Source organism: Mycobacterium avium subsp. avium (assembly GCF_009741445.1).
Lineage (GTDB): Bacteria > Actinomycetota > Actinomycetes > Mycobacteriales > Mycobacteriaceae > Mycobacterium > Mycobacterium avium.
This window is the reverse complement of record NZ_CP046507.1, coordinates 4,824,049-4,836,582: the sequence shown is the minus strand read 5'-3', so window position 1 is coordinate 4,836,582 and position 12,534 is coordinate 4,824,049. Positions and strand designations below refer to the sequence as shown.

At 66.9% G+C, this 12,534-nt stretch carries 13 protein-coding genes; 7 read left to right on the top strand and 6 right to left on the bottom strand.

Annotated elements, in window-relative coordinates; genetic code table 11:
* Positions 1-35 precede the first annotated feature (35 nt).
* Together MAA44156_RS22645 and MAA44156_RS22640 are read left to right on the top strand one after the other, a co-directional pair.
* On the top strand, positions 36-944 hold the full coding sequence (locus MAA44156_RS22645; RefSeq protein ID WP_029248660.1) for an SDR family NAD(P)-dependent oxidoreductase: 909 nt from the start codon (positions 36-38) through the stop codon (positions 942-944).
* A gap of 119 nt (positions 945-1,063) precedes the next feature.
* Complete coding sequence (locus MAA44156_RS22640) at positions 1,064-2,206, top strand: CaiB/BaiF CoA transferase family protein (RefSeq protein WP_121035756.1); 1,143 nt, start codon at positions 1,064-1,066, stop codon at positions 2,204-2,206.
* Between the two features lie 34 nt (positions 2,207-2,240).
* Here MAA44156_RS22640 and MAA44156_RS22635 read toward each other — a convergent pair whose 3' ends face one another.
* Positions 2,241-3,446 carry an IS110-like element IS901 family transposase gene (locus tag MAA44156_RS22635; protein WP_009974923.1) on the bottom strand — a complete coding sequence of 402 codons (1,206 nt, stop codon included), beginning with the start codon at positions 3,444-3,446 and terminating at the stop codon, positions 2,241-2,243.
* Between the two features lie 230 nt (positions 3,447-3,676).
* Here MAA44156_RS22635 and MAA44156_RS22630 point away from each other — a divergent pair, with 230 nt between their 5' ends.
* Positions 3,677-4,789: a DUF1214 domain-containing protein gene (locus tag MAA44156_RS22630; protein WP_029248652.1), complete on the top strand. Its 1,113-nt coding sequence runs from the start codon at positions 3,677-3,679 to the stop codon at positions 4,787-4,789.
* 81 nt (positions 4,790-4,870) lie between these two features.
* Here MAA44156_RS22630 and MAA44156_RS22625 read toward each other — a convergent pair whose 3' ends face one another.
* Together MAA44156_RS22625 and MAA44156_RS22620 are read right to left on the bottom strand one after the other, a co-directional pair.
* Positions 4,871-5,971: a fatty acid desaturase family protein gene (locus MAA44156_RS22625; protein ID WP_009979804.1), complete on the bottom strand. Its 1,101-nt coding sequence runs from the start codon at positions 5,969-5,971 to the stop codon at positions 4,871-4,873.
* A gap of 12 nt (positions 5,972-5,983) precedes the next feature.
* A complete protein-coding gene (locus MAA44156_RS22620) occupies positions 5,984-7,078 on the bottom strand; it encodes a ferredoxin reductase (protein ID WP_009979805.1) in 1,095 nt (364 codons plus the stop codon).
* Positions 7,079-7,175: 97 nt separating this feature from the next.
* Here MAA44156_RS22620 and MAA44156_RS22615 point away from each other — a divergent pair, with 97 nt between their 5' ends.
* The gene (locus tag MAA44156_RS22615; protein WP_009979806.1) at positions 7,176-7,823 is read left to right on the top strand and encodes a TetR family transcriptional regulator; all 648 of its coding nucleotides are present in this window, start codon (positions 7,176-7,178) and stop codon (positions 7,821-7,823) included.
* A 34-nt stretch (positions 7,824-7,857) separates the two neighbouring features.
* On the opposite strand, the gene MAA44156_RS22610 is transcribed toward MAA44156_RS22615, so the two are convergent.
* Entirely contained in the window at positions 7,858-8,211 is a 354-nt protein-coding gene (locus MAA44156_RS22610) for a hypothetical protein (protein WP_009979807.1), read from the bottom strand.
* A gap of 64 nt (positions 8,212-8,275) precedes the next feature.
* On the bottom strand, positions 8,276-8,881 hold the full coding sequence (locus tag MAA44156_RS22605; RefSeq protein WP_009979808.1) for a GNAT family N-acetyltransferase: 606 nt from the start codon (positions 8,879-8,881) through the stop codon (positions 8,276-8,278).
* Between the two features lie 51 nt (positions 8,882-8,932).
* Between MAA44156_RS22605 and MAA44156_RS22600 the strand changes: the two genes are divergently transcribed.
* Positions 8,933-10,030, top strand: a complete 1,098-nt coding sequence (locus MAA44156_RS22600; RefSeq protein WP_029248653.1) for a F420-dependent hydroxymycolic acid dehydrogenase — start codon at positions 8,933-8,935, stop codon at positions 10,028-10,030.
* Positions 10,031-10,113: 83 nt separating this feature from the next.
* The gene (locus MAA44156_RS22595; protein WP_009979811.1) at positions 10,114-10,692 is read left to right on the top strand and encodes a hemerythrin domain-containing protein; all 579 of its coding nucleotides are present in this window, start codon (positions 10,114-10,116) and stop codon (positions 10,690-10,692) included.
* A 58-nt stretch (positions 10,693-10,750) separates the two neighbouring features.
* Here MAA44156_RS22595 and MAA44156_RS22590 read toward each other — a convergent pair whose 3' ends face one another.
* Positions 10,751-11,650, bottom strand: coding sequence for a manganese catalase family protein (locus tag MAA44156_RS22590; protein ID WP_009979812.1), 900 nt, complete (start codon positions 11,648-11,650; stop codon positions 10,751-10,753).
* A gap of 162 nt (positions 11,651-11,812) precedes the next feature.
* Between MAA44156_RS22590 and MAA44156_RS22585 the strand changes: the two genes are divergently transcribed.
* Positions 11,813-12,514, top strand: a complete 702-nt coding sequence (locus MAA44156_RS22585) for a GAF and ANTAR domain-containing protein (protein WP_029248654.1) — start codon at positions 11,813-11,815, stop codon at positions 12,512-12,514.
* Positions 12,515-12,534: the final 20 nt, after the last annotated feature.

Here is a 12,534-nt window from a genome sequence, read left to right as displayed (position 1 = left end):
AAACCCTCGCGCCCCCACTGCGATTCGACGACCGCGTGGCCGTGGTGACCGGAGCCGGCCGCGGGCTGGGCCGCGCCTACGCTCACCTGCTCGCCGCGCGCGGCGCCAAGGTGGTGGTCAACGACGTCGGCGGAGCCCTGGACGGCGCGGGGGTCGACACCGGTCCCGCCGCGCAGGTGGTCGACGAGATCACCGCGGCCGGCGGAGACGCGGTGGCGTGCACCGAATCGGTCGCGACGCCGGAAGGCGGACGGGCGATCATCGAGACGGCGCTGGCGCACTACGGCCGCCTCGACGTGTTGGTGCACAACGCCGGCAACGTCCGTCGCGCCTCGCTCAAACAGATGAGCTACGAGGACTTCGACGCCGTGCTCGACGTGCATCTGCGCGGCGCGTTCCACGTGCTGCGTCCCGCGTTCCCGGTGATGTGCCGGGCGGGCTACGGCCGCATCGTGCTGACCTCGTCGATCGGCGGGTTGTACGGCAACCAGGGCGTGGCCAACTACGTGGCCGCCAAGGCCGGCGTGATCGGCTTGTCCAACGCCGCCGCGCTGGAGGGCGCCGCCGAGGGGGTGCGGTGCAATGTGATCGTGCCGGCCGCGCTGACCCGGATGGCCGACGGCATCGACACCTCCGCCTACCCGCCGATGGGGGCCGAGCTCGTCGCGCCCGTGGTGGGCTGGCTGGCGCACGAATCCTGTTCGGTCAGTGGCGAACTGTTCATCGCGCTGGCGGGCCGGGTGGCCCGGGCGGTCATCGCGGAAAGCCCCGGCGTGTGCCGGCCCGGGTGGACGGTCGAGGACGTCGGCGAGCACCTGGACGCGATCCGCTACGTCGAGGCGCCGCTGATCTTTCCGGTGGTCCCCGACGGGCACGCCGAGCACATCCGCTACAGCTTCGAGCTGGCGCAGCGCGCCAACGAGCAGGGGGCGCTGCATGGCTAACGGTCGGGCGCGCCGAGCGTGGGCCCTGTGCACGCCATCGCAAGGCTTTTCGTGCATAACCCCCACGCTCGGCGAGGCCGCACGGCAGCGGGCGCGGCATGGCTAGCCCCAGCGGCCCGATGGCCGGGGTGCGGGTGATCGACCTGACCGCGATGGTGATGGGGCCGTACTGCACGCAGATCATGGCCGACATGGGCGCCGACGTGATCAAAGTCGAACCGCCGCAAGGGGATAACACCCGCTACATCTCGGTGGGGCCGGCGCCGGGCATGAGCGGGGTGTTCGTCAACGTCAACCGGGGCAAGCGCAGCGTGGTGCTGGACCTGCAGACCGACGCCGGGGCACGCGCGTTGCGCGGCCTCGTCGAGACCGCCGACGTGTTCATCCACTCGATGCGCGCCAAGGCGATCGCCAGGCTTGGTTTCGGCTACGACGACGTCGCCGCGATCAACCCCGCCGTCGTCTACACCAACTGCTACGGGTACGGCCGGCGCGGACCCGACCGCGACCGCCCCGCCTACGACGACACCATTCAGGCCGAATGCGGCCTGCCGGCGGTGCAGCAGCAGCTGACCGGCCAGGCCGACTACGTGGGCACCATCATGGCCGACAAGATCGCCGGCCTCACAGCGCTTTACGCGACGACGATGGCGTTGTTCCACCGCGAGCGCACCGGGCAGGGCCAGGAGGTGGAGGTCGCCATGTTCGAGACTATGGCCTCGTTCATGCTCGTCGAGCACGCCAACGGCGCCCTGTTCGACCCGCCGCTGGGGCCCGCGGTGTATCCGCGCACGGTGGCGCCGAACCGCCGCCCGTACCGCACCAGCGACGGCTACATCGCCGCGCTGATCTACAACGACAAGCACTGGAACGCCTTCATGAACGCCGTGCGGCCGCCGTGGGCCAGCGAGCTGTATGCGACGCTGGAACAGCGCGCCGCGCAGATCGACACCGTCTACGGGCTGGTGGCCGAGACCATGAAAGAGCGGTCCACCGCCGAGTGGCTGGAGCTGCTCGGCGAGCTGGAAATACCTGCCGCGCCGCTGAATTCGCCCGCCGCGCTGTTCGACGACCCCCACCTCAACGCCGTCGGGATGTTCCAGACCGTCGACACCCCGCACGGCCCGGTGCGCTTCCCCGGCGTGCCGACCTGGTTCTCGCAGACCCCGGGCCGGGTGGCCGGGCCGGCGCCCGAGCTGGGCGCCCACACCGACGAAGTGCTCGCCGAAATCGGCGCTCGCGAGGGAAAGGAATCTCAATGAGCGTGTCAAGCGGTGAGGACGCCCGGTGAGTGCGTCAGGCAGCTGCCACGGTTGGTTGCTGGGGTTGCCAGGTTCTGTTGTCGCGCAGCAGTGCCCACAGGACGTCGACGTGGCGGCGTGCCAGGGCAAGCAGGGCCTGGGTGTGGATATGGTTCTCGGATCGTTTGCGGTCGTAGAAAGCCCGCGAGGGACCTTCGATCTTGAGGCTGGACAGGGCGGCGAGGTAGAACACGCGGCGCAGGCGCCGGTTGTAGCGCTTGGGCCGATGCAGATTGCCGGTGATACGGCCGGAATCGCGTGGGACGGGTACCAATCCGGCGAACGATGCCAGTCGGCCGGGGTTGGTGAAGGCGGCCATGTTGCCGCCGGTGATTACGAGGAACTCAGCGCCCAGGTGTGGCCCCATGCCGGGCATCGACTCGATGATGGCGGCGCTGGGATGCTCACGAAATTTGTTGGTGATTTGCTTATCGATGTCCTTGATCTGCCGATCCAAGTCCAGCAGCCGTGCTGCGAGTTGCTTGATGAGCGCGGCGGTTCCGGCTTCGCCGGGAAGGGTGATTATCTGGCCTGCTGCCGCGGCGAGCGCCTTGTCGGCGATCGTGTCGATGTTGTTGGGCCATGCCCGGTTTTTCCGAAGGTGCTTGATCACGCCAGCTCTTTTTGCCGACCGGATTTCGCCCGGAGTGCACATAGCGGATACCAGGATCAACGGCGCGCGGGTGGAGTAGTCGAACGCAGCTTCCAGAGCAGGGAAGATGGCGGTGAGCATCGAGCGCAGCCGGTTCACGCCTCGCACCCAGTCAGCCATCAGATCCGACCGGTATGCGGTCAGCGACCGCAATTCGGCAACCAGGTCTTCGCCGGGTACGACCGGGGACAGATCTCGTCGGTGCCGAGCGGTTTCGGCGATTACCCGCGCGTCTTTGGCGTCGGTCTTGCCTTCGCCGCGGAACGCATGACTCATCGTGTTAACCGTGCGGCCCGGCACATACACCACCTCGGCTTTCGCGCTCAGCAGTACGGCGATCAGCAGCGCCGCCGGCGGCGAGGTCAAATCGATCGCCCACACCACGTGGTTAGCAATCCGGCCGCCCTGGGCGATCAGGTCTTCGATCGCGGCCTGTTCGTTCGGGATTTTCTTCGACCACACCACCTTTCCGGTGTCATCGATCGCGCACGCATGATGAGTGGACTTACCGACGTCGATACCCACCCACACTCGGTCGGGTTCGGCCATACCGCTACTCCTGTCGTCGCAGTCCCCGCGGACAACCCCGCCAACAGGTCCTTAGAGCAGCGTCATCGAGTACGCGTCAGATCTCAATCAGTGGCCAGGACCGCCCAAAACGGCAGGGCGGCCATTCCTTTCAAGCAACAACCGTTGCAACAACACATTAGCCACACCCCACCGTCCTGGGCATCCAGGACATCCAATCCCAGACCCCTTCAACCCTAAGGAATCAGCGCATGACGCACGAATCGACCATCGCATGGCGGGAATTGCTGGCCGCCCTGGGCGAGCTCGACCGCTCCTTCCTGGAGGGCGACCGCGCGGTCAGCGACGACCGGCACATCGCCGACGGCTACCGCATGCTCGCCACCACCCTGGGCGTGGCGTTCGACACCTACCTGTTCCCCGAGCCCGACCGGCCGCAGTTCGTCGCGGTGAACACGCCGTTTCGCCGCGACCGGCGCTGGGGCGGCGACAACACCGACGCCTACTACTTCATCTGCCCGGTGGATCCGAAGCGCCGGTACCGGATCAGCGGCAACAAGGGTGACAGCGTGTACTTTTCGGTGACCGCCTACAACGAACCGTCACTCGGGGCGTGGTCGGACCGGGTCGTCGCGATCGTCCGCGACAGCGACCTGGACGTCGACGCCGACGGCAACTTCTCCTTCGAATTTCCCCCGACACCCGATGCGGCGGTGCTGATGACCCGCGACTACCAGGCCGACCCGCTGACCGGGCGCCCGGTGACGTGGCGAATCGAGGCGCTCGATGAGCCCGCGCCGATCCGGCACGGCGACGCCGAGACCGCCGCCCGGCTGCGCGCGGTCGCGACCTGGCTGCGCACCATGTTCGCCATCGTCCCGCTGGCGGTCGGCAACCGGGTTGACGACCAGCACGCGCTCGGGCACGAAACCGCCCACGCCGCAAACGCATTCGCCGACCCCTACCAGGTGCCCGACGCCAACTTCGGCTGGTCGGCACGCGATGCCTGCTACTCCTACGGCACTTTCGTGCTCGACGACGACGAGGCCCTGGTCATCACGCACCGGCCCCCGTCCTGCCGGTTCTGGAACATGGTGGTGTGGAACCAGTTCATGGCCACCTACGGCGCCGCGGAGGGCCCCGACGCCCGGTGCTCGATCAACGGCCACAGCGCCGTCGCCAACAGCGACGGCACCGTGACGATCGTGTTGTCCCGCGACCGCACGCCGCACCCGAATTCCGTTACCACGCTGGACTATCCGCGCGGCAACCTGGCCTTCCGGTGGTTCCTGGCCGATGGCGTGCCCGCCCGGCCCGAGGTGGAACTCGTCAAGGCCGCCGACGCCCCGACGGCGGTGCGCTGAGCCATCCCGTTGCGCCGAGCGTGGGGGCTGTGTAGGCGAGACGTCCGCAATCCGTACATAACCCCCACGCTCGGGAGTCGCTCAGGCTGCCACCGGCTCGCGGTCGGCGGGCTTGGCGGCGCCGGGGATCCACGCTTCCGGGAACGACAGCTTGACGATCTTGCGCACGACGGTGCCGAACTGGCGCAGCAGCGGCCCGCGGTTGTACGCGACGCCGTAGCGTTGGCAGATCGCCTGTACCTCCGGCGCGATCTCGGCGTAGCGCCGGGCCGGCATGTCGGGGAACAGGTGGTGCTCGATCTGGTGCGACAGGTTGCCGGAGAGCAGATGAAACAGCTTGCCGCCGATCAGGTTTGCCGAGCCGAGGATCTGGCGGAAGTACCACATGCCGCGCGACTCGTCCTGCGTCTCTTCGACGGTGAATTCCTGTGTGCCGTCCGGGAAGTGGCCGCAGAAGATGATCATGTACGACCACACGTTGCGGATCAGGTTGGCGGTGAGGTTGCCGGTGAACACGAACGGCGCGAAGGGCCCGGCCAGCAGCGGGAACGCGACATAGTCCTTGAGCGTCTGGCGGCGGGTCTTCTGCCAGATTTCGCGCAGCACCTCGCGCTTGTCCGCCAGCCGGATCTCTCCGGAGCGGATGCGTTCGGTTTCCAGCTCGTGCAGCGCCACCCCGTACTGGAACAGCACCATCAGCAGGAACGCGTAGAGCGGGTTGCCGAGGAAATACGGCTGCCACGGCTGGTCTTCGCTCATCCGCAGGATCCCGTACCCGATGTCGCGGTCCATGCCGACGATGTTGGTGTGGGTGTGGTGCATGTAGTTGTGCGAGTGCCGCCACTGGTCGGCCGGGCAGGCGGTGTCCCATTCAAAGGACCGGCCGCTGATCGCCGGGTCGCGCATCCAGTCGTACTGGCCGTGCATGACGTTGTGGCCGATCTCCATGTTGTCCAAGATCTTCGACAGGCCCAGCATGGTGGTGCCCAGCAGCCATGCCGGGGGCAGGAAGAGCAGGGCGCGGCCACCGACTTCCAGCGCGCGCTGCGCCTTGATGACGCGGCGAATGTAGTCGGCATCCTTTTCGCCGAGGTCGGCCATCACCCGTTCCTTGAGGGCGTCGAGCTCACGGCCGAATTCCTCGGCCTGTTCGGGGGTCAGGGTTATCTTGTTGTGTGTCACGGTTTTTCCTCCTCAGAGGGACAGGTCCACGTCACCGACCGGAACGGACACGCAGATCTGCACGTCCTCATCGGGAGCGGTCGAGACCGCACCGGTGACCAGGTTGCGCACGGTGCCGGCGGTTTTGCGCCGCGTGCAGGTGTGACAGATGCCCATCCGGCACCCGTTTTGCGGGGACAGTCCGGCGGCCTCGGCCTGCTCCAGCAACGACCGCCCGTCGTCGACGACGTCGACGCCGCTGTCGGAGAACGTGACTCGTCCGCCGGACGGGTCGGCCGGCGCCTCGAGCACCGGCGGAGTGAAGCTTTCGGTGTAGACGTTGTCGCAGTGCTCTCGGACGGCATCGACCAAAGATGTTGGGCCGCAGACGAACACCGCATCCGGTGCGGGCATCGCGGCGGCCAGGTGGTCGGGCCCGAAGCGTCCGGAAAGGTCGCCGCCCGCGGATCGGGTGTACCCGTGCAGCACCCGCACCGACGGCAGCGCGGCCAATTCGTCGCGGTAGCAGGCCTCGGCGGGGGTCGGCGCGTAGTGAATGAAGGCGATCTCGCCGCGATGCCGCTGGGAAACCAGCGTGCGCACCATCGCCATCACCGGGGTGATACCGCTGCCCCCGGAGACGAACAGGACGCGCCGCGGGCGCGGGTCCGGCAACACGAAATCGCCGCCGACGCCGGCCAGGCCGACCACCATGCCGCGTCGGGCGTGGTCGTACAGATGGTTCGAGACCAGCCCGCCGTCGTGTCGACCGATGGTCAACTCGAGGGTGGCCGCCCCTTCGCGGTTGGCCGGCGAATAGCACCGGGTGTGCCGGCGCCCGTCGATCTCCACGGTGAGGTTGACGTACTGGCCGGCTGTGACGGTATGGCTGGACAGGAAGGTGTCGTTGGGATCCAGGGTGAGCGTGACGCTGCGCGGCGTGGTGCGGCGCACGTCGGTCACTTTGGCGCGGGCCTCGCCCAGCGTCCACGTCGGTGCCACCAGCTCGGTGTAACGATCGACGCCGTGCGGACCGGTCAGCAGGTCGAGCAGCTCCGAACCCAGCACCCGCTGCCGCACGGTCCGCGCGAGGACCCGGCCGGAAGCCTGAACGGTTTGAGTGAACATATGTACACCGTTGCTCCGCTCTGGCCTAGCAGTCAAGGGTTTACGGCCCGTATGTGGTAGGGTTCACATAGTGAACAGCCGTACTCCTAGCTCACGGGTGCGCGGCTCCGGACGTGAGCGCTCCCGCGAAAGCCAGTCGCGGGAAGAGCGCAAGGAGGCGACCCGTCGCGCCATCATCGCCGCCGCCCTCAAGCTGCTGCAGGACCGCAGTTTCTCCAGCCTGAGCCTGCGCGAGGTGACCCGAGAGGTCGGGATCGTGCCGGCGGCGTTCTACCGGCACTTCGAGTCGATGGAATCCCTGGGCCTGGTGCTGATCGACGAGTCGTTCCGCAGCCTGCGCGACACCCTGCGCGACGCCCGGGCCGGCAAGCTCGACCCGAACCGGGTGATCGAGTCATCGGTGGAGATCCTGGTGGCCAGCGTCGCGGACCGGCGCGAGCATTGGCGGCTGATCGCCCGCGAGCGCAACAGCGGGCTGTCGGTGCTGCGCTACGCCATCCGCACCGAGATCCGGCTGATCACCTCCGAGCTGGCCACCGACCTGGCCCGGTTTCCCGGCCTGCACGAGTGGACCACCGAGGACCTCAACGTGCTAGCGACGCTGTTCGTCAACGCCATGATCCTGATCGCGGAGGCCATCGAGGATTCACAGAGTGCCGAGGCCCGCGAGGACATCCGCCGGCTCGCCGTCAAGCAGCTGCGGATGATCGCGACCGGCATCGCCGGCTGGCGAAGCACGCCCTGATTCGATTGGCTGCAGTAAACAGCCGACCACTGATTTACTCGTCGACGACGTCGTACAGCGAGTCGCCGTCTTCGGGCGTGCCGTCGATCTGACCCCGGTGAGCACGCCGGGGCCCGTCGTCGACCGGCTCGATGTCATCGGGGACGTCGGGCTCCTCGGCGGCCAGCCGGTCATCGAGGGATTCACCCTCGCGTTCCTCTCTGGCCGTCATGCCGAACCGGTTGGCCTCGCTCCAGTCCTCAGGCGGGTCGACCACGATGTCACCGTCGTGGTTGCGCAATTCGTCCGAGTCGGTGCCTTCGCTCGCGTTCAAGGTGTCACCCGGGCCGCCCTCCTCGGGGAAGTCCGTGGGATCCACCAGCTCGTCGGCCGGGGGGTTATCGCTCATGCTCATCCGGTTGCCCGCCGCGTCGGGGGGTTAAACGCGGGCAGCAGGCCAGCCCATCGCCCTCCTACCGTGGCGGGCGCCACATCGCCCACAGGCTCGGTCCGCCGTCCGGCAGCACGACCTCACGGGTGACGCTGAAGCCGAAACGCTCGTAGTACGGCACGTTTTCGGGCTTGCTCGACTCGAGATAGGCCGGACAGTACTCGGCGTCGCAGCGGTCCAGCCGCGACCGCATCAATGCCTGAGCAAATCCCTTGCCGCGGACCACCGGATCGCTTCCGATCACGGCCAGATACCAGTGCGGTTCCTCGGGATGCACGCTTTTCATCAATTCTTGTACCGCGCGTCCGCGCATCGAGCGTAGGCCGAATACCCGGATGAACGCCGGCGTCATCGCCAGCTGACCGCCGCGCGTCTCTTGCCACTGATCGGGCGGATCCCACAGCGCCGCCGCGCCGATCTCCGCCTCCACCCCAGCCACCTCCACACCGCCGCGGGTCAGGTGATGATGGCGGGTCATCGTCGCAAACAACCGGGACAGGTGCGCGATCCGCGTGTCCTGATCGGGAAGCAGCCAGATCATCACCGGATCGTCGTAGAAGGCGCGGGCCAGTGTGCGCGACAGCTCGCGAACATCGGCCTTGACCGCCGGGCGGACCTGCGGGCTCATCCGCATCACGGTAGTGCGTGTGAGGCCCGGTGTGACGGGTATGCCGACCGGGTGAGCGGCATCTCGCGGCGAGTGTTCGGGCGGCTGGCGGCCAGTGCGGGCATGCTCGGGTCCGTCGCGTTGGCGGAAGGGTGCGCGAAACCGACTGCCCAGCATGGCAAATCCAGCGGACCGCCGCCACCACCGGGCAAGGGCGTGGGTTTCGTCCTGTCCCACGAACAGTTCCGCACCGACCAGCTGGTGGCCCAGGCTCAGGCGGCCGAACACGCCGGCTTTCAACACGTATGGGCCAGCGACCACATCCAACCGTGGCAGGACGACGAGGGCCATGCGATGTTCCCGTGGCTAACGCTGGCGCTGGTCGGCAGTGCTACCAGCCACGTTTCGTTCGGCACCGGCGTGACCTGTCCGACCTACCGCTACCACCCCGCCACGGTCGCCCAGGCATTCGCCTCGCTGGCGATCCTCTACCCCGGCCGGGTGTTTCTGGGGGTAGGCACCGGCGAACGGCTCAACGAACAGGCCACCACGAACACCTACGGCAGCTACGTCGAGCGCCACGACAGGCTGACCGAAGCGGTACAGCTGATCCGCCAGCTGTGGAGCGGTTTGCGAATCTCGTTCACCGGCCACTATTTCCAGACGAATTCGGTGAAACTCTACGATGTTCCGGCCACGCCCCCACCGATCTTCGTCGCGGCCGCCGGACCGAAAAGCGTGAGACTGGCCGGACAGTATGGGGATGGCTGGATCAGCCAGGCCCATGACATCACGGATCCAAAGCTGTTGGCGGCCTTCGGCGTGGGCGCCCGGGACGCCGGGCGTGACGTCTCCGCCCTCGGAAAACGGGCCGAACTGTTCGCGGTCGTCGGTGATAACGCCGTAGCGACCCGGGCCGCCACGCTGTGGCGTTTTACCGCCGGGGCCGTCGATCAACCGAATCCCGTCGAGATCCAGCGCGCAGCGGAGTCCAACCCCATCGACAAGGTGCTGGCCGGCTGGACGGTCGGCACCGACCCGGCTGCCCACATCAACGCCGTCCAGCGGATTCTCGACGCCGGCGCAATCCCGTTTCTGCACTTTCCGCAAGACGATCCCGTCGTCGCCATCGAGTTCTACCGCGCCAACGTCTTGCCGAAGTTGCGCTGAACGGACCAGGCATCCACCGTTTCGGCGCCACTACCCAGGGTATCCGCACGCAACTCCTAACAGCCCCAACTGGAAGGCAACGCATGGACGCAATCACTTTCCTTCGTCAGGACCACAAGAGTGTGCTCGGTTTGTTGGAGACGCTCGACGGGGCACCATCGGGCGAGGGCGCTCAGGCGAGCGGCCTGGAAACCATGGTGAACAACCTCATCATCGCCGAATCGCAACACGAAGCCATTGAAGAACAGTTCTTCTGGCCAGCGGTGCGCGACGCGATCGGCGACGGCCTCGTCGACAAGGCGCTCGAGCAGGAGCAATCCGGAAAGAAGCTGCTGCAGCGCCTCGAGGACGGTAAACCGGGCGACCCGGATTATCACGAAGCGTTGCAGGAATTCGTCAAGGCGGCCCGTGAACACATCGTCTACGAGCAGAACGAGGTGTGGCCGCAGGTCGAAACCGTGCTCGGCCGTGAGGAATTGGAGAAGATCGGCGAAAAGCTGGAAGCGGCGAAGAAGGTCGCCCCGACCCGGCCGCATCCCGATACCCCACCCAACCCTGCCGTGCTGAAAACGATGGGCATGGGGACGGCAATCGTCGACCACGTCCGCGACGCGGTTACCGGTCGCGGCGAAGACAATCCGCCCGATTCGCAGATGCACTGACAAACATGGGAAAGGGCCGGGCGCTGTGCAATTCAGCGCCCGGCCCCCTGCTCTCCAGCTAGCCGGTGGGAACGTGCTGTTCGTGGGTGAAGGGCTTCTCAGCGTTGACGGCCGGCGAGCCGTCCGGAACTCGCTCGGCCCCCTTGTTCTTGCGCGTCTCGCTACCCAGCCACTGCTGTTCGGGCTTCTCGACGTAGTCCCATTCCGTGCCCTCTGGCCAGGGACCCTGGCCTTGGTTCCACGGACCGCGAATGGACTCGCCACCACCGTTGGACATGTTGAACGCCACGTTCTGGAAGCGCGGGTCGCCCGGCAGCTGTCCCGGCGGGAAGTTCACCGGGAGCTCATTGAGCGCCGCTGTGAACTGCTGATAGTGCGCCACCTCGCGCGTCATCAGGAACGTCAGGGTGTCCTGCACGCCTGGGTCGTCGGTGAACTGCTTGAGGTATTCATAGACGATCTTGGCGCGCGATTCCGCCGCGACGTTGTTGCGCAGATCCACGGTCGGGTCGCCGTTGGCGTCGATGTAGGCGCCGGTCCAGTTGTTGCCACCGGAATCCTTGACGTCCGGCCCACCGCCACTGAGCACCAGAAACAGCGGATTGACCGCGACCGAGTGGATGAGACCGTCCCGGCCGCCGCCGTTGGACGCCACCGCCGGCATCCAGTCACATTTCTCGTTGGCGATCTTGAGGTTGTCGTTGAGCCCGTCGAGCAACATCGTGATCATTGATCCGACCATTTCGAGGTGGCTGAGCTCCTCGGTCGCGATGTCCATGAACAGGTCATACATTTTCGGGTTCTTCTGCCGCAGCACGAATGCCTGGGTGAAGCACTGCAGCGCCGCGGTGAGTGCGCCGTTGGCCCCGCCGAATTGGTCCATCAGCAGCGACGCGAACCGAGGATCGGGTCGATCGACGCGAACCTCGAATTGAAGATCTTTGTTGTGCACAAACACTGGGGGCCTCCCTGGGGGTCGAGATCGAGCTGTCGACGCCGGATACCCGGGGTCTATTGCCCCAAACTCGGATGGCAGCAGCTTTCCCATCGACCGGCGGCCCGGCCCTCGGGTAAGCCGCGGGGGTGACGCATCGTGGCGCATCGTGGAGAATCCGGTTCCATGGAGTCTTTCGACGCGGCCTCTCGGCATGAGCTGGCTACCCGCATGGCGGAGCTCGCCCGGGAGACCGCGGCGCCGCGTTCACTCGACCGCGTTCTCGCCGACGTGACCGCCGCGGCGGTGGAGCTGATATCGGCGGCGGACGTCGCCGGGGTGTTGCTGGTGAAAGGGAGCGACGATTTCGAATCGGTCGCGGACACCGACAGCCTGGTCGCCAAACTCGACAAGCTGCAGCACGACTTCGCTGAGGGCCCTTGTCACGACGCCGCGCTGAAACAAACGATCGTGCGCGCCGACGACCTCCGCGACGAACCCCGCTGGCCTCGATACGCACCGGCCGCCGTGGAACACGGTGTCCTGAGCAGCCTCTCGTTCAAGCTCTACACCGCCGAGCGCACCGCGGGCGCGCTCAACCTGTTCAGTTTCCGGCCCAACGTGTGGGATACCGAAGCCGAAACCATCGGAACGGTGTTCGCCGCGCATGCCGCCTCGGCGATCATGGCCGGGCGGCACGGACAACAGATGCAGTCGGCCCTGTCCACGCGAGACCGCATCGGGCAGGCCAAGGGCATCATCATGGAGCGTTACGGCGTCGACGAATTGCGCGCCTTCGACCTGCTGCGCCGGCTCTCTCAGGAAAGCCAAACCAAGCTCATCGACGTCGCCCAGCGAGTGATCGACACCCGCCGCGGCGACGCCTGATCTCCCCGCCGCCCCGCTCT